Genomic DNA, 26,697 nt, shown 5'->3' with positions numbered 1-26,697 from the left:
TCAGATTACTGACACCAGCGCCACCACCTGGTCGACGATCGCCCGGCGGTCGTGTTCGAACGCCGCGTCGGTCAGCGCGGCCGGGTCGGCGGGCTGGCCGAGCACGGGCGTGTGCAGGTGGCCGCCCGCGGTCGTGGTGGCCGACAGCCCCAGCCGCAGCCGGTTGGCCCGGTACATCGACTCGTTGGACAGGTAGTCGCCGCCGCTGCCGGCCGCCGCCGCCGCGCCGGGCGTCGGCTCGTCCGTGCGGCAGCTGGGCGTGCCCGTGCCGGGGACCGTGCCCAGCGGCCACTCGCAGAACTCGCGATTGTAGCGCACGGGGAACGGCGTGGTGCCGGCGTCGACCATGCGCTGGTGCGGCAACGTCGTCTCGATGAACTCGACCGCGGGCTGGGGCCACCCGGCCGCGTCCGGCACGACACCCGTCGCCGGCACGTCGTTGTTGTCCGGGAACCCGCCGCGCCACCGCCCGGCCCAGCGCTCCACGTCGAACTGCCCCGGCCTGCCCTGGCTGACCGTGACCAGGGCGTCGGGGGTCGAGCGCAACGCGCTGCCGTAGAACCGCTCGACGATCCCCTGGTCGAACGAGCCCCACAGCACCGGCAGCACGGCGGCCTGCACCACCGCGGGCCCGGACGGCGTGTCGACGACCTTCCCGTCCAGCCGCAGCGCCGACGCGCCCGCCGGGTTGCTGCGGCGCACGGACGTGCCGCTGAGCTGGAACGGGTCGAACCCGGTGACCGCGATCCGCCGGACGCCGTCCGCGAACCGCACCTCCTCCACACCCCGGGACGTGCGGTCGAACACGTCGACGAGCCGAGCCCGGCCGGCGGCGTCGAGCTGCCAGCCCCGCGGCTGCCACTGCCGCAGCGCCTTCGTCGCGAGCAGCCGGGCCCAGTACAGCGGCCGGTCGTCGTAGGCGTCCCAGGTCTGCGGCGACTGCGCCCGCCGCACCGCCGCCTGCCACAGCTCCGTCCCGCGGCCGGCCGCGTGGTACAGCGCCTGGGACAGGGACATCGGCTCGCACAACCGGGTGGTGAACCGGCTGACGTCGTCCTCGAAGCCGGCCAGCCGCACCAGCTCGGGCCCCACGGCCGGGCCGGTGGGCGTGAGCCGGTCGCCCAACCGCTGCTCCTCGACGGTGAGGGGCGCGTTCGGGTCGAAGCACGGCGCGGGCTGGGCGTGCGCCACGGCCGGGAGGGTCAGGAGGGACAGACCGAGTGTGAGTGCCATCACTGCGCGGAGTCGTCTGATCACCCGAAGATGCTGCCCAGCCACGGCGGGGGCGAGGAACCCGCCGAACGTCCGGAGGGGCCGGCCGGGGCGTCTTTTCACCCGTTCGGGCACAAAGCGGCCCGTCCACTTGCCACTATGAGGCCCGCTCACCGGCGCCGCTCGTGCCGCGGCGCTCGAAAGTTCCCGGAGGTCTTGTCGTGTCGGCCGAGTTCGACCAGCTCGTCGCCCAGTTCGAGCAGTTCCAGTCCAAGCTGCGCCGGGTCGACCAGCAGGTCGCCGGCATCGGTCGGATGCAGCAGGAGCTGGCCGCGATGGAGGTGGTGGCGACCTCGCCCGACCGCGCCGTGACCGTCGTGGCCGGTCCCTCCGGCGCGATCAAGGACATCCGGTTGGGCGACGCCGCCATGCGCCGACCGCCGCACGCGCTGGCCGGCGCGATCATGGCCACGCTGCGCCAGGCCGTCGCCGAGGCCGCACGTCGCCAGGCGGGCATCGTGGAGCACGCGCTCGGCGACGACCTGCACCTCACCGACCAGGTGCTGGAGACCCAGGCCCAGCTGTTCGGCGTCACGCCGCAGGAGCTGAAGGCCATGACCGAGCAGGCCGCCCCGCCGCCACCCCCGTTGCCCGCCGCACCGCCCTACGCCGCGCCACCGCCACCGCCACCGACGGCGGGCCCGGCCCCGAACCGGGTGCCGCCGCCCGGCCCGCCCACCCGCCCGGCCCCGCCGCGCAGGCAGGCGCCGCCCGAGGAGCCGGACGACTTCTCGCAGCGCCGGTTCCTGCGCGACGACGACCAGTCGCCGCCGCCCCCGCGCCCCGGCCCCGCCCAGGGCGACGGCCGTTTCCTGAACCTCTACGACGACGAGGACCGGTGAGCGCGCGATGAGCGGCTTCGACGTGAACCCCGAGGAGCTGCGGGCGTTCGCCGGCAAGCTCGACGGCCACCGCGGCACCGCCTCGGAGATCGCGGGCCTCGTGGCCAAGGCCGACGTGGGCGACAAGTCGTGGGGCGTGGTCGGCCTGTTCGTGAAGAGCCGGTACACGGACATGCTCGGCGACCTCAACGACGTGTTCACGGCGCTTCAAGACGGCTTGCAGTCGGGCGCGGACAAGTTCAACGGCGCGGCGCAGGACTACGACGCCCAGGAAGAAGCCGTGAAGCAGTTGCTGAACGGCCTCCAGGTCGAGCTCGACAACCAGTAGGGGCGGGGGAACCGGAATGGCTGAAGTGAAGACCGGCGCCGGCGGCGTCGAGATCACCGTCGGCGAGAAGGACACCGGCCAGAAGATGGCGGAAGCCGCCCCCTTCTACGGCAACTACCTCAAGACCAAGGACGCCTGGGGCAAGGTCAGCGAGAAGGGGGAGTCCGAGGTCCTGGGACTGACCTCCGAAGCGACCGGGTTGATCGGCGCGATCGGCACGTCCGCGTACAGCATCGCGGTCGACCCGATCGGCTGGCTGGTCGGGCAGGGGCTGAACTTCCTGATCAGCGTGGTCCAGCCGCTGGAGGACGCGATCCACTTCGTCAGCGGCGACGGCCCCGCGCTGGCCCAGGCGGCGGAGAACTTCAACGCCATCGGCCAGGGCGTGGCCAAGCTGCGGGAGAAGTTCGACGAGGACCTGAAGAACTCGGTGACGAGCTGGGGCGGCCCCGCGTCGGAGGCGGCCGGCACGAAGCTGGGCGAGTTCGCCAACGGCATCGACGGCGTCGCGGGTCAGGCTGGCGAGATCGCGCAGACGCTCCAGATCTCCAGCATGATCATGACGATCGTCGAGGACTTCATCAAGGCGATCCTCACCGAGCTGATCACCTGGCTGGTCATGATCTGGATCCCCGCCCTGGCGGCGGCCGTGCCCAGCTTCGGCGCGTCGACCGCGGCGGCGGGCGCCGCGACGGGCGTGCGGGTCGCCACCACCGGCGGCAAGGTGGCCCGGATCGTGGCCAAGCTGAAGCAGTTCCTGACCAAGGTCCTCGACTTCCTGCGCAACCTGAGCAAGCGCGCCGGGAACGTGAAGGCCGCCTTCCAGCGCTCCATGGCCGGCAAGCGGGTCAACAGCGACTTCGCGAACATCAGCAAGGACCTCGGTGACAAGTCGCCGTTGACGAAGCTGTGGGCGAACAACGGCATGATCGGCGACCGGGTGCAGAACGGGTTCGGCAAGTCCGTGGGAACCGCGGCCGTCGACGCGGCCCGGGCGCAGCTGGGCATCGGCGGGAAGGCGAACGCCGGTGTCGACAAGCCGATCCGCAACTACGGCGCGGTCGACAAGGCGAACCGGTACGACGGCACCGGCGAGGACCAGTCGAAAGAGCGGACCGAGGGGTACCTGGACATCTGATCATGGACGAGTACTGGATCCGACTCTCCCCGCTCCTGGCCATCATGGCGGCCTTGATCGGCTTGCTGTTCTGGTGGCGGTGGCGCAGCGACCGCAAGGAAGAACGCGCACACGTCGATGCGCTGACCGCGCTCGCCGGGACGCTCGGGGGGAGGGTGGTCGATCCCGCCGAGTCGGCGGCCTGGTCGGCCGGCCTGCTGGCGCCGATGAGGGGTGAGACCGACGGCCTGGTCAACCGCCTCGGCACGGTGTCGCGTCCGCGCTTCGACACCGCGCTGGAGTTCCGCAGGGGCGAGTGGTCGGTGCGGGTGGGCGAGGCGTCGGTGAAGAAGGTCGCCCAGAACGGCACCCGCACGGACCACGAGCACCGGATCGAGGTGGCCACCTCGCGACTCGCGCCGATGAGGATCAGCCGTCGCAACCACGGCGGCACGAACTCCTGGGGTCGTCCGCGGCGGGCGGACGACATCTCCGCCCAGGGCGGCGAACTGGTCCGCGAGGTCCCGGTCACCGTGGCGGCGGAGGGAGGCCAGTGGCACCGGGTCGCGTTCCCGCCCGGTCCCTTCGACGCCCAGTTCGCCGTGTTCACCGGTGACCCGGCCGCCGTGTCCCGCCTGCTCGACCCCGAGACCACCGAGCACCTGCTGGATCAGGCGCACGGCCTGCCCTCCGTCCTGCACTTCGAGGCAGGACTGGTGTTCGGCACGCGGCCCGGTCGGATCGGTCCGGGCCACACCCTGGACGTGGTCGACGCGATCCTCGGCCTGCTCGACCGGATGGGCGTCGCGCCGGCCCGGCCGCCGTCGGCGGGCTGACCCCCCAGGCGCTGAGCCGGTCCACCCCGCCCGGAACGGCCCCAGCGCCACGCCGCGTCGGCCGACGCCCGGTCCGCGAACGCCTCGTGCCGGACCGGCAGGCCGAACCGCCTGCCGGAGCCGTGCAGGTCCCGGTAGCCGAACCGGTCAGTCAACGTAGAGATTGTTCAACGATCCCTCAATACTCCATTTGAACCGGGCGGGCTCTAGACTTGTCCACCATGACCACAGCTCAGGCGGATGGCTGGCTGAACGCCCTCGCCAAGGACCGCGGCGACCTCGACCGCTCCAGCACCGCCGAGCGCGTGGCGGACAAGCTGCGCGCGAGCGTGCTCGACGGCGACATCAAGCCCGGGCAGCAGCTCAACGAGAAGGCCCTCGGCGAAGCCCTCCGGGTCTCGCGCAACACGCTGCGCGAGGCGTTCCGCCTGCTGACCCACGAACGCCTGCTCGTGCACGAGTACAGCAAGGGCGTGTTCGTCCGCCGCCCCGACGTGCCCGACATCGTGGACCTCTACGCCGCGCGCCGGGTCATCGAGTGCGGCGCGGTCCGCCGCTGGCCGCACGTGGACGAGGACGCCAGGCGCGCCGTCCGCGACGCCGTCGCCCTCGGCCTGGCCTGCCGCGAGCGCGACGACTGGACCGGCGTGGGCACCGCGAACGTCAAGTTCCACCAGGCCCTCACCGCGCTGGCCGGCAGCGCCCGGCTGGACGAGGAGGTGAAGCGGCTGCTCGCCGAGCTGCGGCTGGCGTTCCACGTGATGGGCGACCACGAGGAGTTCTACCGGGACTACCTGACGTTGAACCAGTCGATCGTGGACCGGCTCGACGCGGGCGAGGTTCGGCAGGCCGAAGAAGCGTTGCTGACCTACTTCGACCGCGCTGAGCAGCACTTGATCACCGGCCTCCGCGCGGAGCGGTAGCCAGTTGGTCACGATCCAACTACGTCATTCGTCGGTAACCCACCCGACATGGTGACTACTGTCCCCCCTCCGACCTACCATGCGCGACACCGCGTAACCGGGCCGCCGTACGGAGGGGCACATGCCGACCGCTCGAAAATCCAGCCTCCGCTGGAGCAACTGGAACCTGTTGCTGCTGATCCCGTTGCTCATGCTCATCACGCCCTGGTTCAACTCCGACGGACCGAGGGTGCTGGGGCTGCCGTTCTTCTACTGGTACCAGTTCGCCTGGGTGCCGGTGGGCGTCGTCTGCGTGGGCCTCGTCTACCTGAAGACCAAGGACGAACCCGTCGTCAAGGGCAAGCCCGACCTGCTCGGCGTCGATGACCTGGACGAGGGGGCCAAGTAATGAAGTGGACCGAGTTGGCGGTCTTCACCGCCCTGTTCCTGCTGGTCACCGTCCTGGGCTTCCTCGCGGCGAAGTGGAAGGCGGGCGACACCCTCGAGCACCTGGACGAGTGGGGCCTCGGCGGCCGCAAGTTCGGCTCCTGGATCACCTGGTTCCTGGTCGGCGGCGACCTCTACACCGCGTACACGTTCGTCGCCGTGCCCGCCCTGGTCTTCGGCGCCGGCGCGCTGGGCTTCTACGCCCTGCCTTACACGATCGTGCTCTACCCGATCGTGTTCCTGCCGCTGGTCCGCATGTGGTCGGTGTCCCGCGTGCACGGCTACGTGACGCCGGCGGACTTCGTCCGCGGCCGGTACGGGTCGCACTGGCTCGCCCTGATCATCGCCGTCACCGGCATCGTCGCGACGATGCCGTACATCGCGTTGCAGCTCGTCGGCCTGGAGGCCGTGCTGCGCACGATGGGCCTCAACGGCTCGGGCATCCTCGGCCACCTGCCGCTGTTCATCGCGTTCGTGATCCTGGCGCTCTACACCTACCAGTCCGGCCTGCGCGCGCCCGCGCTGATCGCGTTCGTCAAGGACACGCTGATCTACATCGTGATCCTGGTGGCCGTGATCTACCTGCCGTCGAAGTTCGGCGGCTGGAGCGCGATCTTCGACACCGCGCAGGCGAAGTACGCCGCGACCGAGAACAAGGCCGACGGGATCCTCCTCACCGGCAACAACCAGCTCCAGTACGCCACGCTGGCGCTGGGGTCGGCGCTGGCGCTGTTCCTGTACCCGCACTCGCTGACCGGCATCCTCGCCTCGCGCGGCCGCAACGTGATCAAGCGCAACATGGTCGCGCTGCCCGCGTACTCGCTGCTGCTCGGCCTGCTGGCGATGCTCGGCTTCGTCGCCATCAGCGCGGGCGCGAAGCCCATCACCAACCAGGCCACCGGCCGCCCGGACACCAACACGATCGTCCCGGTGCTGTTCGGCCAGGAGTTCCCGGGCTGGTTCGCGGGCGTGGCCTTCGCGGCCATCGCGATCGGCGCCCTGGTGCCCGCGGCGATCATGTCGATCGCGGCGGCGAACCTGTGGACCCGCAACATCTACAAGGAGTACCTGAAGAAGGACGCCACGCCCGCCCAGGAGGCCAAGCAGGCCAAGCTGGCGTCGCTGGTGGTGAAGTTCGGCGCGGTCGCGTTCATCGTGTTCATCGACCCGCAGTTCTCCATCGACCTCCAGCTCATCGGCGGCGTGATGATCCTGCAGACGCTGCCGGCCGTGGCGATCGCGCTCTACACGCGGTGGTTCCACCTGTGGGGCCTCATCGCGGGCTGGGTCGTCGGCATGGGCTGGGGCATGTGGCTGCTGTACAACATCGGCAACCCGGCCGTCGGCAAGTCGCACTTCGCCGGCTCCGCGCTGCCGCTGGGCCAGCTGTCCCTGTTCGGCTGGCACCCGTTCGCCGGGTCGGCCGTGCAGATCTACGTCGGCGCGGTCGCCGTCGTGGCGAACCTGCTGGTCGCGGTCATCGTGACGCTGGTCGCGAAGAAGGCCCGGTGGTTCAACGGGAGCGACGAGACGCAGGCCGACGACTACCACGTGGACGAGGACAGCGACCGGGTCAAGCCCGTCGCCGTCCACTAGCCCCACCGGCTCGCCGCTAGCCGAGCACCAACCGAGCGGCGCCGACGAGTCCCGCCCGGCCACCGAGCCGGGCGGGCTCGACGCGCAGCGCGTCCAGGTAGGACAGTCCGCAGTGGTCGGCGACCGTCCGGCGGATCGGGTCGAACAGCAGGTCGCCCGCCTGCGCCACGCCGCCGCCGACCACGGCGAGGTCCAGGTCGACCACGGCGGCCGTCGCCGCGATCGCCAACCCGACCGCCCGCCCGGCCCGCTCGAACGCGGCCTTCGGGATGTCCTCGCCCGCCCCGGCCGCCGCCGCCAGGTGCGCCGCGTCCGCCCCTTCCGGCGCCGCCCAGCCCTGCCGACGCGCCCAGGCCACGAGCCGGGGCCCACCGGCCACCGTCTCCGCGCACCCGCGCCCACCGCACGCGCACGGCTCGCCGTCCGGCTCGACCACCACGTGCCCGAGGTGCCCGGCGTTCCCGGTGCGCCCGCCGAACGCCCGCCCGCCGAGCACCAGCCCGCCGCCGACACCCGTGCTCACCACCAGCCCGAGCATGAACCGGCTGTCCCGGCCCGCGCCGAGCCAGTGCTCGCCGAGCGCCATGCACGGCCCGTCGCCGGCCAGCTCCACCGGCACCCCGGGCACCAGCTCCGACACCCGCTCCCGCAGCGGGAAACCACGCCACCCGGGCACGTTGATGGGGCTGACCGTGCCCTCGCCGGCGTCCACGGGCCCGGCCGACGCGATGCCGACCCCCGCCACGCCCTCGCCGCGCAAGACCTCCTCGACCACGGACGCCACCGCGCCCCAGGTCTCCTCCGCGTCCCCGAGGGGCGTGCCCACCCGAACCGCCCGCCGCACCGCGCCATCCCGGCCCACCAACGCCCCGGCGACCTTCGTGCCGCCGACGTCCAGCGCCAGCACCAGATCCGTCACGGCCGCAACCCTAGATGATTGATTCCAAGAGGTGGCCGGGCTGACGGCATGAGGCGAGGGTGTCCATGATCATTGTGTGACGAACGACCTGGACACCCTCGCGACCGCACTCTATGTCAGAACCGACGACCTGTTGAAGCAGGCCCCACACCTGGCCCCATGGCGGCCGAGGGTGGGCTTCACACCGGTGCTCACCGATGCTGAGCTGGTGACCCTGGCGGTGATGCAGGCGCTGCTCGGGTTCACCTCCGAGGCCAGGTGGCTGCGCCACGCCCGTGCACACCTGGGCCACCTGTTCCGCCACCTGCCCGGACAGCCCGGCTACAACAAGCGGCTGCGCCGCGCCACCGGCCTGATCACCCAGGTGATCCGATTATTGGCCGTGGACACCACGCTGTGGACCGACGACGTGTGGGTGGCCGACTCCACCCCGGTGGAATGCGGCCGCTCCCGCGAGACCACGAAACGCTCGGACCTGGCCGGATGGGCACAGTACGGCTACTGCGCCTCGCACTCCCGCTGGTTCTGGGGCCTGCGGCTCCACCTGGTCTGCACCCTTGGCGGGCTCCCCGTCGCCTTCGCGTTGACCGGCGCCAAGGCCGACGAACGCACCACCCTGCTCGACATCCTCGACGCCGACCCCACCCTCACGGCGCAGCGGCCCGGTCAGACCCTGATCGCCGACCGCCACTACCACGGCCGCGACTTCGAACGGACACTGGCCGACGCCGGGATGGAACTGCTGCGCCCGGCCCGCAAGGGCGAGGCCGAACGACCCGGCGCGGCACTGTTCAAGCCGCTGCGCCAGACCATCGAGTCGATCAACCAGACCTTCAAGGCCCAACTCGACCTCGAACGCCACGGCGGACGCACCCCGACAGGCGTGATCGTCCGCGTCCTGCAGCGCATCCTCGCCCTGACCACCGCCATCTGGCACAACGACAAGACCGGACAACCGGTCAAGCGCTCGCTGGTCGCCTATGACCACTGACCCCTTGGAATCAATCATCTAGGTCAGCCGTCAGCGCTTCAACAGCCGCGTGACGCCCGCCGCGACGGTCGTGGCCAGGACCCACCCCGTCACGATCAGCCCGGACGCGATCCACTGCGACGCGCCCGGCGGGTTCCACCGGTTCTTGTTGCCGAAGTCGACGATCGGCACCACCAGGTCGATGGTGTACAGCCACGGGTTCCACGACAGCTCGTCGTCCGAGTTGATCTCGGCCAGCTCCGGCCCGGCGGCGAACCAGAGGCTGCCCAGCAGCCACGCCACCACCAGCCACGCCAGCGCGCGGGCCGGGCGGTAGCCGTAGCCGACCATCGCGCGTTGCAGCCAGCTCCACAGCAGCACCAGCGGCCGGAGCCAGCCGCGGCCCTCGGCGACCGCCCGGTACCGCAGGCGCTGCTTCTCCACCAGCACGGTGGCCGCGTGCTCCTCGTTGCCGCCCGCGCGCAGCATCTCGGCGAACTGGTCGTACGGACCCGGCCGGTACGCGCGGCGCATCGCCTGCCGCAGCCAGCGCAGCCGCCGGTCGACCTCGCCGTCGTCACGCAGGTCGATCGGGTGCCGCAGCGAGTCGTAGCGGAACTCCTCCAGGTCTATCCGCCCGGTCGCGCCCCAGAAGTACTCGTTGTCGTCCAACACCGTGCAGCGCACCTGCCGCAGCGTCACGTCACCGCGCGGCGGGCTGATCGGCGTCAGCTCCAGCTCCTGCACCGCCATCCCGAGCAGGTTCAGCGCGTGCGCGTCGAGCTTGTCGCCGAGCACCGCGCCGGCGAACGTGGCCATCCGGCCCACCTGCGCCCGCCTGGCCCGCACGCCGCCGTGCGCGACGAACTCCTTCGCCCCGCGCGCGCAGATCAGGTCCCGCCCGATCACCGCGCCGCCGACGTCCAGCGACGGCTTGCCCGCCGGCTGGTGCCGGTACCGGCCGGGCTCGGTGATCCGGCTGCCGCGCAGGTCGAGGTTCGCGCCGACGCGCACCGCGCGCAGCTCCAGCCCGCCGGCCACCTCGACCTCGCGCGCGGCGAAGTTGCTGCCGATGCGCGACCGGTTGCCCAGCACGGCGTCCGCACGCGGGTTGTCCAAAGTGGATCCGTCGAGGATGAGGCTGCCCTTCGCCTGGAGGTCGACCATCCGCAGCTGGCCGCGCACGGTCGCCTGGCGGCCGATGATGTCGCCGCCGACCGTCGTGCCGTCCAGGTGCAGCGCCCGCCCGAACCCCGTGGGCTCGGCGGTGTCCGTGGCCAGCGCGCGGCCGTAGCCGGTCGGCTCGCCGACCGCCTCGCCCATCGCGTCGAACTTCCCGCCGGACAGCGACAGGGTGCCGCCGAGCGCGGCGTTGACCATGCGCACGGTGCCCGCGCTGCTGAAACCCCGGTCCAGCTGCACGTCGCCCTCCACCGCGATGCGGTCGAACACGAGGGTGGCGTTCGGGTCGGAGTGCGGGTCCAACGCGTCCTCGTCGGCCCGGCCCTCGGCGGCGGTCGAGCCGCGCAGGGTCAGCGCCGAGTCGACCCGCGCGCCCGCGAGCAGCACGGTGCCGCGCAACGCGCAGCCGTTCATCAGCAGGTTGCCGCCCACGTGCAGCCCGGTGCCGTTGACCGAGTGGCCGAGCGGGTTGGTCAGCCGCCCGCCGCTGAAGTTGCAGTACCCGCCGATGTGGGCGCCCGCCATCCGCAGCTCGCCGGTGACCCGGACCCGCTGCGCCAGCAGCCCGCCCGCCAGCTTCAGCCGGTCGGCGTGCAGGGCGATCCCGTCGGGCACGACCAGCGCGCTGTCCCGCAACGACAGCGAGCCGGCCACGTCCGCGTCGACCAGGTCGACCAGGCCCTCGACCGTGCTGCCGGCCAGCGAGACCTCGTTGGCGCTGCCCAGGTTCCGCGCGGACAGGCCGGGCAGCCAGCAGTCGGCGAACTCGATCCCGGCCAGCTTGGCCTGCCGCAGGTCCGGCGGCTCCTCGAACCGGCAGCGCACGAACTCCAGCAGGTACGGGAACTCCACCGCGCGCAGGTCCAGCGTCCCGGTCAGGTACCGGTCCGCCACCCGCACCACGGGCGGCATCCCGGCCCGCCGCCTGGGTAACCGCCACGTCCCGTCCGGCTCTCCGACGCCGCGCAGCACCTCGGCCGCGGCCATCCGGGCGGAGCGCGGCGGGCTGGGGTCGAACACGTCCAGCCCCCGCGCCCCCACCTCAGCCATGCGACCGACAATAGGGGCACCGACCGCCGCACGTGGCGGGATCGGCACACCGGGGATCAGGCGCCGCGGGGCCCCTGGTGCGTCGGGTCGAGCACGCGGGCCAGGAACGACTGCGTGCGCTCGTGCTGCGGGGCGCCGATGACCTGCTCGGCCGGGCCTTCCTCGACCACGTACCCGCCGTCCATGAACAGCACCCGGTCGGCCACCTCGCGGGCGAACTGCATCTCGTGCGTCACCACGAGCATCGTCATGCCCTCGTCGGCCAGCTGCCGCATCACCCCGAGCACGTCGCCGACGAGCTCCGGGTCCAGCGCCGAGGTCGGCTCGTCGAACAGCATCACGTCCGGGTCCATCGACAGCGCCCGCGCGATCGCCACGCGCTGCTGCTGGCCGCCGGAGAGCTGGGCCGGCATGGCGTTGACCTTGTCGGACAACCCGACCCGCTCCAGGTTGCGCAACGCGACTTCCTGCGCCTGCTTCGCGTCCCGCTTGAGCACCTTGCGCTGCGCCACCATGAGGTTGTTCAGCACGCTCAAGTGCGAGAACAGGTTGAACGACTGGAACACCATGCCGATCTTCGTGCGGGCGGCGTCGATGTCCACGTCCGGGTCGGTCAGCTCGGTGCCGTTGACCACGATCGTGCCGCCGGTCGGCTCCTCCAGCAGGTTCACGCAGCGCAGCAGCGTGGACTTGCCCGAGCCGGACGGCCCGATGATGCACACGACGTCACCGCGCTCGACCCGCACGTCGATGCCCTTGAGCACGTCGAGCGTGCCGAACGACTTCTTCAGCCCGGTGACTTCGACCGCGAGCTCGCTCACGCGGACACCCCCAACCCGGTCGATTCCGGCGTGCTGAGCTTCTTGCCGCCGGTGCGCCGCTCCAGGTACCGCGAGAGGTGGCCCAGCGGCAGCGTGATGATCAGGTAGCACAGGCCGACCACCAGGATCGGGGTCAGCGACGGCGACCGGCTCAGCGTCTCGCGGCCGAACTTGGTCAGCTCGTATTGGTCGCGGGCCAGGCCGATGATGTAGATCAGCGACGAGTCCTTGGTGAGCAGGATCAGCTCGTTGGTCAGCGGCGGCAGGATGATCCGGAACGCCTGCGGGATCACCACGGTCAGCAGCGTGCGGCCCTGCGACATGCCCAACGACCGCGCGGCCTCGATCTGGCCCTTCGGCACCGCCTGGATGCCCGCGCGGATCGTCTCGGCCATGTAGGCGGCGCCGACGATGCCCAGCGCCAGCATGACGGTCGAGTAGATGTCGAACTGGAGCCCGAACGCCAGCGGCACGCCGAAGCTCAGCGCGATGAACACCAGCAGCGCGGGCACACCGCGGAAGAACTCGATGTAGATGGTGGCGATCCACCGGTAGGGCGCGACCGGCGACAGCTTCATCAGCGCCAGCACCAGGCCCAGCGCCAAGCCGAACGCGAAGCCGAGGGCGGTGTAGACGAGCGTGTTCTTCAACGCCACGGTGATGACGTTGGGGAACATCTCCGCGGCGACGCCGAAGTTGAAGAAGCTGCGCTGGATCTCGTGCCAGTCGGCGACCAGCGCCAGGACGGCGGCCACCACGACGAGCAGCGCGTACTGGCTGACGCGGAACGCCTTGGCCCGTTGTCGCTTGGAGAGTGCCATGTGTGGGTTACCTCGTGGGTGGGGTGGACGAGGCGCGGGGCCGGTGCGGTGGCACCGGCCCCGCGGGTCAGCCAGTTACTTCGACTCCGGCTTCTTGCCGAACCACTTCTCGTAGATCTTGTCGTACTCGCCGCTGTCCTTGGCCTTCTTCAGGACCTCGTCGACCTTGGCCTTCAGGGTGGTGTTGCCCTTCTTGAGGCCGATGCCGTACTTCTCCTGCGTGTCGAACTCCGCGACCACGGCGGTGTCCGGGAACTCCTTGACGTAGTCCAGGAGCACGCCGTTGTCGTTGATGGCCGCGTCCACCGCGCCGGTGCGCACGGCGGTCTCCATCAGCGGCAGGTCCTCGAACTGCACGACGGTGTAGCCGTGCTTCGCGGCGTTCTCGTTGGCGTAGATCTCGCCGGTGGTCTCCAGCTGGACGCCGATCTTCTTGCCCTTGAGGTCGTCCAGGGACTTGACCGGCGACTCCTTCTTGACCAGCAGCGCCTGCGAGGCGTCGAAGTACGGCTCGGAGAAGTCGATGACCTCGGCGCGGGCCGGCTTGATCGTCATGCCGGCGGCGGCCAGGTCGCACTTGCCGGTGTTGAAGACCTCGCCGGAGGTGATGGTCTCGAACGGGGTGTCGAAGATTTCCTGCGTGACGCCCAGTTCCTTGGCCACCAGGTCGACCAGGTCGACGTCGAAGCCGACGGTCTTGTCGCCCTCGGAGAACTGGAAGGGCTTGTAGGACAGGTGGGTGCAGGTGACCAGCTTGCCGCTCTGGACCAGGGAGATGCCCGACCCGTTGTCCTGCGAGCCGGTGTTGACCTTGGTCGCGCACGCCGTCATCGTGGCCGCCAAGGCGAGCACGGGGAACAGGGCGAGCGCAGCGTGCCTGGTACGACGGGCCACGGCGTCACTCCTCGTAACTGTGTCGGTCGAGTGTTCGGCATACTGCCACTTGGGTGACTGGGTGCACAGCACGTGCGTGTTACAGAACTTCGGTGTGCATGAATCTTGCGTCACAGGGCCCGAATGGCCGCAAATCGTTCAGCGACTTGGCCTTCATCACACAATAGATTCACCCAGAGCGCCCGTTTGACGACGATCCGTCAACAGGCTGGCGACCAGCGCCGTCCACCCCGTCTGGTGGGTCGCGCCCAGCCCCTCGCCCGTGTCGCCGTCGAAGTACTCGCTGAAGGTGACGTGCTCCCGCCACAAGGGTGAATCGGTCGACTCGACCCGCTTGCCGTCCGCGGGCCTGCGGCCGTCGTGGTCGGGCAGGAACAGCGACACCAGGCGTCTGACCAGCTCGTCCGCCGCCTGGCCGGCCGTCACGTGCCGCGTGCTGCGCGTGGGAAGTTCCACGTGGAACCTTCCGCCGTGGAACTCCTCGATCGTGCGCAGGGCCTCCACCAGCAGCGCGTTGGTCGGGAACCACACCGGGCCGCGCCAGTTGGAGTTGCCGCCGAACATCGGCGTGCGCGACTCGCCCGGCTCGTAGCCCATCCGGTGCTCCTGGTCCGCGACCTGCACCTCCAGGCCCTCGCGGTGCGCCGCGGACAGGCTGCGGATGCCGTGCGGCGAGAGGAACTCGCCCTCGTCCAGCATCCGGCTCAGCACGCGCCGCAGCTTGCGCTCGTCCAGCAGGCTGAGCAGCGCGCCGCCGCCGCTGCGGCTGAGGAACTGCTGCAGCTCCGGCCGCTTGGCCAGCAGGTGCTCCAGCCGCCGCGCGAAGTCGGGCAGCTCCTCGAACACCCACGGCTCCAGCACCGCGCACGCCAGCAGCGGGATCAGGCCCACCATCGACCGCACCCGCACCGGCTTGGACTCGACGTGCCCGTCCGGCAGGCGCCGCGACACCACGTCGTAGCAGAAGCCGTCCGTCTCGTCCCAGATGCCGCGCCCGCCGGAACCGAACTGGGTGGACGCCTCGGCGATGCTCAGGAAGTGCTCCACGAACTTCGTGGCCACGTCCTCGTACGACTCGTCGTGCCGCGCCAGCTCCAGCGCGATCTGCATCAGGTGCAGGCTGTAGGCCGCCATCCACGAGGTGGCGTCGGACTGCTCCAGCCGCCACTGGCCCAGCATCGGCTCCGACCGGTTCACCGGGCCGATGTTGTCCATGCCGAGGAAGCCGCCCTCGAACAGGTAGCTGCCGTCGGCGTCCTTGCGGTTGACCCACCAGGAGAAGTTCAGCAGCAGCTTGTGGAAGACCTTGGCCAGGAACTTGCGGTCCTTGACCTCCTCGGACCGGTAGACCTGCAACGCCGCCCACGCGTGCACGGGCGGGTTGACGTCGCCGAACTCCCACTCGTAGGCGGGCAGCTGGCCGTTGGGGTGCATCAGCCACTCGCGGCACAGCAGGAGCAGCTGCTCCTTGGCGAACGCCGGGTCGACCTTCGCGAACGGCACGGTGTGGAACGCGAGGTCCCACGCCGCGAACCAGGGGTACTCCCACTCGTCCGGCATGGAGATCACGTCGGCCACGTCGAAGTGCCGCCAGTGCGCGTTGCGGGCGTGCATGTTCCTGCGGGACGTGGGCGCGGCCGGTTGCGCGGGGTCGCCGTCCAGCCACTCGGCGGTGCGGAAGCGGTAGTGCTGCTTGGTCCACATCAGGCCCGCCAGCGCCCGCCGGACCACGGCGGCCCGCTTGGGGTCGAGGTCGAGGTCGGTGTGGTGGAACTCGTCGGCCTCGGCCCTGCGCTCCTCCAGCGTGTCCTGGAAGCTCGGCCCGAACGCGTCGAGGTGCCCGTCGCCCTCCACCAGGCGCAGCCGCACGGTGACCGACTCGCCCGGCTCGACCGGGTCGAACGAGTACCAGGCGGCGACCTTCGTGCCGGGACCGCTGGTGTCGTCCGGGCCGACGACCTCGCACGCCGCGGCGTCCTGGCCCACGACGTACCGGTCGACGCCGTCCTTGGTGTGGCGGGTCGGGTTGCGCGCGGTGCCGAACAGCTCGACCTCGTTGGTCTCGTTGTCGGTGACCAGCAGCGTCGGCGTGCCCTCGACGTGCAGCGTGTAGCGGCCCAGCGCGCCGTGCTCGGCGGTGATCCGCCGCCAGCCGTCCCGCGTGCTGGCGCGCAGGCTCGGCTTGCGGTCGTCGCGGCCCCACGCCCACGTGTTGCGGAACCAGAGCTGGGGCAGCAGGTGCAGCGGCGCCGGGTCCGGGCCGTGGTTGGTGGCGGTCAGCTCGACGCAGATGTCCCGCGGGCCCGCCTTGGCGTAGCTCACCCGCACGTCGAAGAACCGGTTCTCGTCCAGCGCGCCGGTGTCGGACAGCTCGGGCTCGCGCTCGTTGCGGCCCGCGCGCCAGGCCATCTCGCGCAGCTCGGCGTAGGGGAACTCGGCCTGCGGGTAGCGGTAGACCACCTGCATCCACGAGTGCGTCGGCGTGCCGTCGGTCACCCACCAGTGCTCTTTGACGTCCTCGCCGTGGTTGCCCTCGTTGTTGGTGAGCCCGAAGTAGCGCTCCTTGAGGATCGGGTCCCGGCCGTTCCAGAGCGCGACGGCGAAGTTGAGGAAGCCGTGCACGTCGCAGATGCCTGCGATGCCGTCCTCGCCCCAGCGGTAGGCGCGTGAGCGGGCGTGGTCGAACGGGAAGGACGTCCACGCGTCGCCGCCCGCCGAGTAGTCCTCGCGAACCGTGCCCCACTGGCGTCCGGCCAGGTAGGGGCCCCAGAGGCGCCAGGGTGCGGTCGGGGAGTCGGACTCCGCCAACCGCGTCCGCTCGGCTTGCCGGCTGTGCTCGTTCACTCGGCCAGTGTGCGGCATCGGTTCAGTAAAGCGGTTACCCGCGAGTTAGGTCACAGTCCTGACCGGTGTTTGCAAACCCTGTCCGGGCGGTGCGTTCGTCACGCTCCGTGGACGGGCCGTCGGACCGACCCGGGGGGCCGGCAGGCGGGTCGGCGACCGGCCCGCCTGCCGGCTGCCCGTCAACGCCGGGCGTGCGCGTCCAGCACCACGGCCACGGCCTCGGTGATCCGGGCCGCCTGCGCCAGGTGCAGCCACTCGTCGGGCACGTGGCAGTTGGAGTCCGGCCCGACCGCGCCCGTGACCAGGAACTGCGCCCGCGGGTACGCCTCGTGCAGCAGCCCCATGAACGGGATCGAGCCGCCGAGCGCCACCGTCCGCCAGGGCGCGTCGAACACCTCTTCGCCGACCCGGTCCAACGTCTCGCGCAGCCACGGCGCGAGCTCCGGCGCGTTCCACCCGTCCGCGTGCTCCACCCGCGACAGCTCCACCACGGCCCCGTACGGCACGTCGGTCGTCAACGCCCGTCGCACCGCCTCGATCGACGTCTGGGAGTCGGCCGTCGGCGGCAGCCGGAAGCTCAGCACCAGGGTGGTGAACGGCCGCAGCACGTTGCCCGCGTCGTCCGGCTCGGGCAGCCCGGACGCGCCGGTGACCGACAGCGTGGGCCGCCAGCCGGAGTTGAGCGCCAGCTCGACCTCGTCCGAGCCCATGGGCTGGGTCCCCGCCGCCCACGGCACGCTGCCGACGAGCACGCCGGGCACGCTCGCCACCGCGTCCCGCACCTCGGCCACCCGGTCGGGCGGGATGTCGACGTGCATCTCGCGCACCAGCACCTCGCCGGTCGCGGAGTCCTCCAGCCGGTCGACCAGCTGCCGGGCGATGCGGAACGACGACGGCACGATCCCGCTCGCCATGCCCGAGTGCAGCCCGCTCTCCAGCACCCGCACGGTCAGCGTGACCTGCGCCAACCCGCGCAACGACGTGGTCAGCCACATCCGGTCGTAGTCGTTGCCGCCCGAGTCCAGGCACACCACCAGCGACACGTCGCCGAGCCGCGGCTTGAGGTGCTCCAGGTAGGCGGGCAGGTCCGGGCTGCCGGACTCCTCGCCGGTCTCCAGCAGCACGACGCACCGCGAGTGCGTGCCGCCGGACCGCCGCACGCCCTCGATCGCGGCGATCGCCGCGTACCCGGAGTAGCCGTCGTCCGCCGCGCCGCGACCGTAGAGCCGCCCGTCGCGCACGACCGGCGTCCACGGCCCGAGCCCCTCGCCCCAGCCGCCGACCGGCGGCTGCTTGTCCAGGTGGCCGTAGAGCAGCACCGTGTCGGACGTCGGCGCGGTGCCGGGCACGTCGACCAGCAGCACGGGCGTGCGGTCGGGCAGCTGGACGACCTCGACGGTCGCGCCGGGCAGGTCGCGGTCGGCGAGCCAGGCGCGCACGTGCTCCACCGCGGCGGCCAGGTGGCCGTGCGAGGCCCACGCGGGGTCGAAGGCGGGGGAGATCGCGGGCACCGCGACCAAGGCGGACAGGCTCGGGAGGATGTCGTCGTCCCAGAGCCCGCGAACGGTACGGGTCAGCGCTGAACGGTCCACGCCGCGATCCTGTCACGACTCCACCGGCCGGGGACTCCGGGAAACCCACCGTGAAGGCGCCCCGCACGGGTTTCGCGTGGTGGAAATGGTCTGTCCGGCCGATGGTCGGTAGTCCATCCAACGCGACCGTGCCGACGTGGGCCGTTCCGGTCGACCCGGCGTGTCCGAAACCCTACGGATGGTGGTTAACGATCGGTAACCGGGACGCGGCCGTTCGGTAGGCGGACGCTCTACTCGGACTGCCGAAGATTGGCCGTCCAACCGTTACCGCACGTCAGAACGTTGCACGAGAGGTCACGAACTGGGACGGGGCTCACCATGTCGGGTGACACCATGTCAGGATGTGGATGAGAACACCGTCAGCGCCGACGGTTGCCCGACCCCCACACCCCGGGGACGACGGCGACTGGCGGTGCAGCCGCGCAGGATCGCCACAAGCGACCGGGCGGCCTCGTAGACGAGGAGACAAGGCGCATGTCGTCCCCTGAGAAATGGACGCACCCAGGGCCGGATGCCGCGCCGGCCACTGCTGCCAAACCGACAGCGGAACAGGTGATCGCAGGCTTGCGAGCGACAGACGAGGGCGGCGCCGACCTGGTGCAGCTGCTCACCCCCGAGGGCGAGCGCGTCCAGCACCCGGATTTCGACATCGACATCACGGCCGAGGAGCTGCGCGGGCTGTACCGCGACATGGTCCTGGTCCGCCGGGTCGACCGCGAGGCCAACGCGCTGCAGCGCAAGGGCGAGCTCGGCATCTGGGTGCCGCTGCTCGGCCAGGAGGCCGCGCAGATCGGCGCGGGCCGGGCCATGCGCCCGGAGGACATGGCGTTCCCCAGCTACCGCGAGCACGGCATCGCGTGGACGCGGGGCGTCAAGCCGACCGACCTGCTCGGCATCTTCCGGGGCACCGACAACGGCACGTGGGACCCGGTCGAGACCCGGTTCCACCCGTACACGATCGTCATCGGCAACCAGGTGCTCAACGCCACCGGCTACGCCATGGGCCAGAAGTTCGACGGCAAGGTGGGCGACTCCGACGGCGAAGCCACCATCTGCTTCTTCGGCGACGGCGCGACCAGCCAGGGCGACGTGCACGAGGGCTTCGTGTGGGCCGCCGTCTACGACGCGCCGCTGGTGTTCTTCTGCCAGAACAACCAGTGGGCCATCTCCGAGCCGACCGAGCGCCAGTCCCGCCTCCCGCTCTACCAGCGGGCGCGCGGCTACGGCTTCCCCGGCATCCGGGTCGACGGCAACGACGTGCTGGCCACCCTCGCGGTCACCCGCTGGGCGCTGGAGGAGTGCCGCCAGGGCAACGGCCCGATCCTGATCGAGGCGTTCACCTACCGGATGGACGCGCACACCACCTCCGACGACCCGTCGCGCTACCGGCTGTCCGACGAGCTGGAGCTGTGGAAGCTCAAGGACCCGATCGAGCGGGTCAAGGTGCACCTGGTCAAGCAGCAGTGGGCCGACCACGCGTTCTTCGAGTCCATCGAGGCCGAGGCCGAGCGGATCGCCGTCGAGCTGCGCGACTACTGCGTCACCCTGCCCGACCCGCCCGCCGGGCGGATCTTCAGCGAGGTCTACGCCGAGGGCAACCACGTCCTGGAGGCGCAACGCGACGAGTTCCTGGCCTACCACGCCGGGTTCGCGGGAGGTGAGCACTGATGGCCGCTCCGACCATGGACCGACCCGCCGCCGACGCCACGGGCGTGCCCGCGGTGCAGACGCTGACCATCGCGAAGGCCCTGAACAACGGCCTGCGCGCGTCGATGGAGGCCAACCCCAAGGTCATCGTGATGGGTGAGGACGTCGGCAAGCTCGGCGGCGTCTTCCGGATCACCGACGGCCTGCAGAAGGACTTCGGCGAGCAGCGCGTGCTGGACACGCCGCTGGCCGAGTCCGGCATCATCGGCACCGCCGTCGGCCTCGCGATCCGCGGCTACCGGCCGGTGTGCGAGATCCAGTTCGACGGCTTCATCTTCCCCGGCTTCGACCAGATCGTGTCGCAGGTCGCCAAGCTGCACTTCCGCACCCAGGGCCGGATCAAGGTGCCCATGGTGATCCGGGTGCCGTTCGGCGGCGGCATCGGCGCGGTCGAGCACCACTCCGAGTCGCCCGAGTCGTACTTCGCGCACACCGCCGGCCTCAAGGTCGTCTCGTGCTCGAACCCGGCCGACGCCTACTGGATGATCCAGCAGGCGATCGACTGCGACGACCCGGTGCTGTTCTTCGAGCCCAAGCGCCGCTACTACGAGAAGGGCGAGGTCGACACGACCGCCGCGCCCGGACCGCTGTTCGCCTCGCGCACGCTGCGCACCGGCTCGGACGTCACCCTGGTGACGTACGGGCCGATGGTGCGCACGTCGTTGGAAGCCGCGGCGGCGGCCGAGGAGGAGGGGCGTTCGCTGGAGGTCGTCGACCTGCGCTCGTTGTCGCCGCTCGACCTCGCGCCCGTGTACGAGTCGGTGCGGCGCACCGGCCGGCTGGTCGTGGTGACCGAGGCGCCCAGCGAGTCCTCCATCTCCAGCGAGATCGCGGCCAAGGTGCAGCAGGAGTGCTTCTACTCCCTGCAGGCCCCCGTGCTGCGGGTCACCGGGTTCGACACCCCGTACCCGCCGTCGAAGTTGGAGGAGGAGTTCCTCCCCGACCTCGACCGGGTGCTGCACGCCGTCGACCGCTCGCTGGCCTGGTAAGGGGATAGCTGTGCCGCAGTTCAAGCAGTTCCCCCTGCCCGACACGGCGGAGGGGCTGACCGAGGCCGAGATCCTCACCTGGCACGTGAAGCCGGGTGACGCGGTGAAGGTCAACCAGATCATCCTGGAGATCGAGACCGCCAAGGCGGCCGTCGAGCTGCCGTGCCCGTGGGACGGGGTGGTGACCGAGCTGCTGGCCGAGGTCGGCCAGACGGTCGAGGTCGGCGTCCCGATCATCACGATCGACGTGGACCCGACCGGTTCGGCGCCCGCGCCGACACCCGCGGCCGCGCCCGCGTCGACGTCGAACGGCAAGATCGGCGAGGAGATGCCGGGCGGCCGGATCGCCACGCTGGTCGGCTACGGCCCGCGGGCCGGTGCGGCGAAGCGCCGCGCGCGCAAGGACGCGCCGGCTCCCGTCGCCGCCGCTCCCGCACCGGTCGCCGCGCCGGCTCCCGCGCCGGCTCCGGCTCCCGCTCCCGTCGCCGCCGCGGTGGTCGCGGAGCCGGTGGCCACGCCGGGCGGCTACGTGCCGCTGGCCAAGCCGCCGGTGCGCAAGCTGGCCAAGGACCTGGGCGTCGACCTGCACGCCCTGTCCGGCTCCGGCCCGGGTGGCGTGATCACGCGGGAGGACGTCGAGCAGGCCGTGGCGTCCCCGACCCCCGCCCCGGCGGTCGCCGACCCCGGGTCGCGGGAACGGCGCGTGCCGATCAAGGGCGTCCGCAAGGCGACCGCGCAGGCGATGGTGGACAGCGCGTTCACCGCGCCGCACGTCACGGAGTTCCTGACCGTCGACGTGACCCCGATGATGGAGCTGCGGGCCCGGCTGAAGAACGCGCCGCAGTTCCGCGACGTCAAGCTCACGCCGCTCGCGTTCGCGGCCAAGGCGGTCGTGCTGGCCGCCCGCCGCACGCCCGACGTCAACGCGACGTGGGACGAGGCGGCGCAGGAGATCGTCTACAAGGACTACGTGCACCTGGGCATCGCCGCCGCGACGCCCCGCGGTCTCGTGGTGCCGAAGGTCCGCGACGCCGACCGCATGTCGCTGCGCGAGCTGGCCGTGGCCCTGGACGCCCTGGCCACGACCGCCCGCGAGGGCCGGACGACGCCCGCGGACATGATGGGCGGCACGATCACCATCACCAACGTCGGCGTCTTCGGCGTCGACACGGGCACCCCCATCATCAACCCGGGCGAGTCGGCGATCCTGGCCTTCGGCGCGATCCGGGACATGCCGTGGGTGGTGGACGGCCAGGTCGTGCCGCGCAAGGTGTGCCAGCTGGCGCTCAGCTTCGACCACCGCGTGGTCGACGGCCAGCAGGGCTCGCAGTTCCTGGCCGACGTGGGCGCGCTGCTCGCCGACCCCGGCGTGGCGATGACGTACTGAACGGTTGATCGGTTGAACGGCTGAACGGCGGGCCGGCGTCCACTCGGACGCCGGCCCGTTCCCGTTCGAGGGGCGGGCTGGAGGGGTCGTGCCGGCGGGACGCGAGGTCCACCGGTAAACAGGTTGAAGTTCCAGTGACTGGAAAGTTCAAGGTGGTCCCCGTGACGCACTACTCGATCGGCGAACTGGCGCGGCTGACCGGGCTGTCCACGCGGACGATCCGGTTCTACTCCGACTCCGGCGTGATCCCCGTGGCGGGGCGCACGACGGGCGGGTTCCGCACCTACGACGTCGACGGGCTGGCGCGGCTGAAGCTCGTGCGGACCCTGCGTGAACTGGGCGTCGACCTGCCCACCGCGCAGCGGGTCCTGGCACGGGAGGTGTCCGTGGCCGAGGTGGCCCGGACGCACGCGGAAGCCATCGACGCGCAGATGCGCACGCTCCGGTTGCGCCGGGCCGTGCTGCGGGTCGTGGCCCGGAACGGGGAGGTGGAGATGGTGCACGAGTTCGCGCGGCTGTCGGCGGAAGAGCGGCAGGCGATCCTGGAGGACTTCTTCGACGAGGTGTTCGGCGGGTTCGACATGGACCAGGCGTTCCTGGAGCGCATGAGGTCGGTCCGGGTCGACCTGCCGGACGACCCGACGCCGGAGCAGTTGGAGGCGTGGATCGAGCTGGTGAACCTGGTGCGCGACCCGGACTTCCGGGCGTCGATCCGGCGGATGTCGGAGCGGCACCAGGAGATGCGGGCGGAAGGCGTCGACCTGGCGCCCTACTCGCAGGCGCAGGTGGAGGCGTTCCAGCACGCGTTCACGCGGGCGCGTGAAGCGGTGGACGCCGGCGTCGACCCGCGTTCGCCGGAGGCGGCGGAGATCGTCGCCCGGATCAACGACGTGTGGGCGTCCGCCCTGGACCTCCCGGTCGGCCCGGAACTGTCCCGGCGCCTGGAGGAGTTCGGCGACCCGAGGGCCGAGCGCTACTGGCAGCTGATCGCCACGGTCAACGGCTGGGAGACGCCGATCCCCGACACCACGGCCGAACGGGCGTGGCTCGCCGAAGCCGGTCGCTGAGGCTCATTCCCACACGAGGCAGAACGGGTGGCCGGCGGGATCGGCGAACACCCACCACACCTCGTGCGAGTCGTCCAGCAACGTCGCACCCGACCGGAGGACCTCGGCCTTGGCCACGCCGAGGTCCTTCACCCCGACGTCCAGGTGGAACTGCTGCGGCCGGCGCGGGTCGGGCCACTGGGGCGCCACGTACTCGGCGACCCGCTGGAACCCCAGCACGATCGAGTCGGTGTGCAACGTCGACCACTCGTCATCCAACCCCCACCGCCGGTCGGGCCGATCCACCTCACCGCCGAGGACCGACTGGTAGAACGCGGCCAGCACCTTGGGCTCAGGACAATCGAGCACGACGCACTGCAACACCCCGACCATCCCCCGAGCCTAACCCGACCGCAATCGCCACACGGTGGCTCTTCGGGTGTCGCACCGATCGCTCGGCCTACCTCATCGTGGCACTCCGCCAACGCGAGAAGGCGGGGTCTCCCGCGTCCTGAAGACCCCGCCCCGGACCCAGGCGGACCTGGGAGTCACCTCACTTGATGTACATCCCGGAAATGGCCCTGGCGACCACCAATCGCTGGATCTCCGACGTTCCCTCGAAGATGGTGAAGATCTTGCGCCGGGGTTGCCCTGACCTGCCCACATCACCTGGAATGCCCGCCTGACCTGGGCGTACCTGGTCAACGTTCATCGTCGTTGACCAACCCTTTTCGACCTCTCACGGCCTGGAGACGGCCTGAGAGTCGATCACTCACTGCGGGCACCACCCCGGCACGCTGTCGCCAACCGCGACGCCTCCCGTGCCGTGGTGGTGCCCTCCGCTATGCCCGGACCACTCCTCGTTGGCCGCAGGCGCGAAGCGTCGGCGGGCGTCGATCGCCGTGCCCAGCCCGACCAAGCCGCGTGACCGCGCGATCGTCCCGACCGGTGCCGCTGGGAGCGTGTCGTCCTGGCGTCCGTCGTCGCGCGCCGCCACCCGACCACGTGCACCGACTCCGCGCACGGCCGACGGGCGGAGCGAAGCGGGAGCCCGGCGTGCCGTGATGCGGGGAGTCGGTGCCAACGTGCGTCGCCCCGCACCGCGCGCCGCCGCAGGCGGCGCGCGCCTTGATCCCATAGAGCCAAGTTCGGCAGCCGAGACAGAGAGCTGGATAGCTGCGAACCTAACTCAAGACATCGATGAATGATCGATATAAATCGCACGCCTAGCGGTTTTCGTTACAACCACCTACCGATGGTCGACAACACGCCGCTCATGTTCAGAACGTCGCGCATCAGCGCCTGGTCCTCTAGCATCACTCCATAGTCATGAGCCTATGGCGGATCGGCAGGAGAGCGGTATGGACGAAGAACACCGAAAGTTGGCCGGAATGATGGCGGCCCAAAAATTCGAGCCGTTTATTCGCCACATCCGCTTTCCGCACTTCCGTAACATTCGTGAGGGCACGCAGATCGAGTTCACGCATCCTATAACCGCCCTTGTGGGGCCAAACGGTACGAACAAGACTGCGATCCTTCGCGCTTTGCAAGGCTGTCCTGACTACTACAATGTTGGAAACTACTGGTTTTCAACATCCTTGGACTCAATCGACAACGTCGATAGGCACAGATTCATTCACGGCTACCTCGCGCAAAGCATCGGGGAAGTTGTTGAAGTCATTAAGACTCGTATTGTGCGCGACGAGAACCCCGACTACTTCGAACCATCGCGGCCGCTACTCGGTGACGGCATGAAGCGCATGCCCGAGTTGGAGCCGGGGGTCGAACCTCCTCCAGAGCGGACCAAGACTCGATGGAAAGCTATCCAGAAACACGTCACGTACCTGGATTTTAGATCAGAATTGTCGGCATACGATAAATTTTTCTTCCATGTTCCCTACAAGAAGGGGCTTGCTACGCCTGCGGAGAAGAAGGCATTCATCCGCCGTCGCGCAGGCCACATGGCAGAATCCCTGAATACCGGTCGTGAAAAGCATAAGCTGTACAGCTCGGATAGAGTCATGGAAGCCGCGAAGGATGCAACGGAGGAACAGCGCGTTTGGCTTTCTCGGATCATCGGACGCGATTACAGTTCAGTGCGTATAATGACGCACAACTATCTAGACGTCGCGGGGTCCACTGTAATCCTACGGTCGCACGATCTGAGGTACTCGGAAGCCTTCGCTGGCAGTGGTGAATTCGCCGCAGCAATTCTCGTAAAAAAGGTCACGGAAGCACCGAAGCGCTCACTCATTCTTTTGGATGAGCCTGAAGTGTCACTTCACCCTGGTGCCCAGCGTAACTTGATGGCGTTCTTGGTGGAGCAGGTCAAAAAGCGCAACCATCAAGTGGTCATATCTACACACGCGCCAGAAATTATCAAGAATCTTCCTTCGGATGCAATCAAAGTTCTCCAGCCGTCCACAGTGGATGGGAAAGTTGAGCTAGTTGCGCAAGCTTCGTACGCATCTGAAGCGTTCTTCCGACTTGGCGTTGAGATCACGTGTGACAAGGTGATCTACGTCGAGGATCGGCTTGCCGCTGCCCTCGTGAAGCGAGCGACCCGACCGCTTGGTCCCGGAGTCAATGCCCGGTTCGAGGTGCGACCGTATCCTGGAGGCGCGGCGAATCTGAGAGTGCGGTTCATCCCTGCTCTGGCGATCGCCGAAGATAAGCGCTCCCTAGTACTGTTGGATGGGGATCAACATCCGGGCGAGCCGGTACCTCTATCAAGTGCGGTTGCTGATGCCGACTTGGATGAGGTTGTCCAGAAGCAGCTTGGCGGCAAACCAGTTCTCGCGCTCAACGGCCAGGGCAATCAAGCGGCGAGTGGCGATCGACACATCCAACTTCGCAAGGTCTTGGCCTGGCTTCCCGAACACGTCGGGTACCTCCCGGGCGTGAACCCGGATGCTCTGCTCCTGCAGATGGAAGGCCGAAATCCGACCGACGATCCTAAGGCCGTGTGGGTACAGCGAACGATCCAGCAGCTCGGCAGAGCTGAATGGGAGAAAGTCGACGCAGGTGAGATCCTGTTGGAACAGGAACGGGCACTCGCCTCTATTGACGATTCAGATAGTGTGTTAGAGTCCATCCGCACGCAAGTGCAGACTTTCTTGGAGCGGGACTGAACGG

General features: G+C 70.0%; 22 protein-coding genes. 13 read left to right on the top strand and 9 right to left on the bottom strand.

Translation table 11 applies throughout. The features are described 5' to 3' along the window. Positions 1-1,233 (bottom strand): hypothetical protein, encoded by a 1,233-nt coding sequence (locus tag IOD16_RS36210; protein ID WP_201437972.1) that lies wholly within the window; start codon positions 1,231-1,233, stop codon positions 1-3. 200 nt (positions 1,234-1,433) lie between these two features. Between IOD16_RS36210 and IOD16_RS36205 the strand changes: the two genes are divergently transcribed. The 7 genes from IOD16_RS36205 to mctP all read left to right on the top strand — a co-directional run bounded on the left by IOD16_RS36205 (position 1,434) and on the right by mctP (position 7,340). Beyond that, positions 1,434-2,114 (top strand): YbaB/EbfC family nucleoid-associated protein, encoded by a 681-nt coding sequence (locus IOD16_RS36205; protein ID WP_201437971.1) that lies wholly within the window; start codon positions 1,434-1,436, stop codon positions 2,112-2,114. Positions 2,115-2,121: 7 nt separating this feature from the next. Next, positions 2,122-2,442: a WXG100 family type VII secretion target gene (locus IOD16_RS36200; RefSeq protein ID WP_201437970.1), complete on the top strand. Its 321-nt coding sequence runs from the start codon at positions 2,122-2,124 to the stop codon at positions 2,440-2,442. Between the two features lie 16 nt (positions 2,443-2,458). Then, positions 2,459-3,580 carry a hypothetical protein gene (locus tag IOD16_RS36195; protein WP_201437969.1) on the top strand — a complete coding sequence of 374 codons (1,122 nt, stop codon included), beginning with the start codon at positions 2,459-2,461 and terminating at the stop codon, positions 3,578-3,580. 2 nt (positions 3,581-3,582) lie between these two features. Then, positions 3,583-4,395 carry a hypothetical protein gene (locus IOD16_RS36190; protein WP_201437968.1) on the top strand — a complete coding sequence of 271 codons (813 nt, stop codon included), beginning with the start codon at positions 3,583-3,585 and terminating at the stop codon, positions 4,393-4,395. Between the two features lie 221 nt (positions 4,396-4,616). Further along, positions 4,617-5,318: a GntR family transcriptional regulator gene (locus IOD16_RS36185; protein ID WP_201437967.1), complete on the top strand. Its 702-nt coding sequence runs from the start codon at positions 4,617-4,619 to the stop codon at positions 5,316-5,318. A 121-nt stretch (positions 5,319-5,439) separates the two neighbouring features. Next, positions 5,440-5,706 carry a DUF3311 domain-containing protein gene (locus IOD16_RS36180; protein ID WP_123744910.1) on the top strand — a complete coding sequence of 89 codons (267 nt, stop codon included), beginning with the start codon at positions 5,440-5,442 and terminating at the stop codon, positions 5,704-5,706. Further along, the gene (mctP, locus tag IOD16_RS36175) at positions 5,706-7,340 is read left to right on the top strand and encodes a monocarboxylate uptake permease MctP (protein ID WP_201437966.1); all 1,635 of its coding nucleotides are present in this window, start codon (positions 5,706-5,708) and stop codon (positions 7,338-7,340) included. The genes IOD16_RS36180 and mctP overlap by 1 nt, the downstream gene beginning before the upstream one ends. A 16-nt stretch (positions 7,341-7,356) precedes the next feature. Here the strand turns inward: mctP and IOD16_RS36170 are convergent, their stop codons facing one another. After that, positions 7,357-8,259, bottom strand: a complete 903-nt coding sequence (locus IOD16_RS36170) for an ROK family protein (protein WP_123744912.1) — start codon at positions 8,257-8,259, stop codon at positions 7,357-7,359. Positions 8,260-8,335: 76 nt separating this feature from the next. Here IOD16_RS36170 and IOD16_RS36165 point away from each other — a divergent pair, with 76 nt between their 5' ends. Then, complete coding sequence (locus IOD16_RS36165; protein ID WP_201437672.1) at positions 8,336-9,250, top strand: IS982 family transposase; 915 nt, start codon at positions 8,336-8,338, stop codon at positions 9,248-9,250. A gap of 30 nt (positions 9,251-9,280) precedes the next feature. Here IOD16_RS36165 and IOD16_RS36160 read toward each other — a convergent pair whose 3' ends face one another. From IOD16_RS36160 to IOD16_RS36135, 6 genes are all read right to left on the bottom strand, one after another. Next, positions 9,281-11,461 (bottom strand): hypothetical protein, encoded by a 2,181-nt coding sequence (locus IOD16_RS36160; RefSeq protein WP_201437965.1) that lies wholly within the window; start codon positions 11,459-11,461, stop codon positions 9,281-9,283. Between the two features lie 56 nt (positions 11,462-11,517). Continuing rightward, positions 11,518-12,282 carry an amino acid ABC transporter ATP-binding protein gene (locus IOD16_RS36155; RefSeq protein ID WP_201437964.1) on the bottom strand — a complete coding sequence of 255 codons (765 nt, stop codon included), beginning with the start codon at positions 12,280-12,282 and terminating at the stop codon, positions 11,518-11,520. Then, positions 12,279-13,103, bottom strand: coding sequence for an amino acid ABC transporter permease (locus IOD16_RS36150; RefSeq protein WP_123744915.1), 825 nt, complete (start codon positions 13,101-13,103; stop codon positions 12,279-12,281). The genes IOD16_RS36155 and IOD16_RS36150 overlap by 4 nt, the downstream gene beginning before the upstream one ends. Positions 13,104-13,178: 75 nt before the next feature. Further along, positions 13,179-13,997: a transporter substrate-binding domain-containing protein gene (locus IOD16_RS36145; RefSeq protein ID WP_201437963.1), complete on the bottom strand. Its 819-nt coding sequence runs from the start codon at positions 13,995-13,997 to the stop codon at positions 13,179-13,181. Positions 13,998-14,153: 156 nt separating this feature from the next. Then, positions 14,154-16,841, bottom strand: coding sequence for an MGH1-like glycoside hydrolase domain-containing protein (locus IOD16_RS36140; RefSeq protein WP_236594586.1), 2,688 nt, complete (start codon positions 16,839-16,841; stop codon positions 14,154-14,156). Between the two features lie 179 nt (positions 16,842-17,020). After that, complete coding sequence (locus tag IOD16_RS36135) at positions 17,021-18,433, bottom strand: M20/M25/M40 family metallo-hydrolase (RefSeq protein WP_201437961.1); 1,413 nt, start codon at positions 18,431-18,433, stop codon at positions 17,021-17,023. A 474-nt stretch (positions 18,434-18,907) separates the two neighbouring features. On the opposite strand from IOD16_RS36135, the gene pdhA reads away from it, so the two are divergent. The 4 genes from pdhA to IOD16_RS36115 all read left to right on the top strand — a co-directional run bounded on the left by pdhA (position 18,908) and on the right by IOD16_RS36115 (position 23,583). Next, the gene (gene pdhA, locus IOD16_RS36130; protein ID WP_201437960.1) at positions 18,908-20,101 is read left to right on the top strand and encodes a pyruvate dehydrogenase (acetyl-transferring) E1 component subunit alpha; all 1,194 of its coding nucleotides are present in this window, start codon (positions 18,908-18,910) and stop codon (positions 20,099-20,101) included. Next, positions 20,101-21,129: an alpha-ketoacid dehydrogenase subunit beta gene (locus IOD16_RS36125; RefSeq protein WP_123744920.1), complete on the top strand. Its 1,029-nt coding sequence runs from the start codon at positions 20,101-20,103 to the stop codon at positions 21,127-21,129. The genes pdhA and IOD16_RS36125 overlap by 1 nt, the downstream gene beginning before the upstream one ends. 10 nt (positions 21,130-21,139) lie before the next feature. Then, complete coding sequence (locus IOD16_RS36120) at positions 21,140-22,516, top strand: dihydrolipoamide acetyltransferase family protein (protein WP_201437959.1); 1,377 nt, start codon at positions 21,140-21,142, stop codon at positions 22,514-22,516. A 161-nt stretch (positions 22,517-22,677) separates the two neighbouring features. Continuing rightward, entirely contained in the window at positions 22,678-23,583 is a 906-nt protein-coding gene (locus IOD16_RS36115; protein ID WP_201437958.1) for a helix-turn-helix domain-containing protein, read from the top strand. A gap of 3 nt (positions 23,584-23,586) precedes the next feature. Here the strand turns inward: IOD16_RS36115 and IOD16_RS36110 are convergent, their stop codons facing one another. After that, positions 23,587-23,955 carry a VOC family protein gene (locus tag IOD16_RS36110; protein WP_201437957.1) on the bottom strand — a complete coding sequence of 123 codons (369 nt, stop codon included), beginning with the start codon at positions 23,953-23,955 and terminating at the stop codon, positions 23,587-23,589. Between the two features lie 968 nt (positions 23,956-24,923). Here IOD16_RS36110 and IOD16_RS36105 point away from each other — a divergent pair. Then, positions 24,924-26,693: an ATP-dependent nuclease gene (locus tag IOD16_RS36105; protein ID WP_201437956.1), complete on the top strand. Its 1,770-nt coding sequence runs from the start codon at positions 24,924-24,926 to the stop codon at positions 26,691-26,693. The last annotated feature ends 4 nt before the right edge of the window (positions 26,694-26,697 follow it).

Origin of the sequence: Saccharothrix sp. 6-C (assembly GCF_016695385.1) — a bacterium.
Lineage (GTDB): Bacteria > Actinomycetota > Actinomycetes > Mycobacteriales > Pseudonocardiaceae > Actinosynnema > Actinosynnema texasense.
The sequence above is the reverse complement of the archived record's forward strand: the minus strand, read 5'-3'. Positions and strand labels throughout refer to the sequence as shown.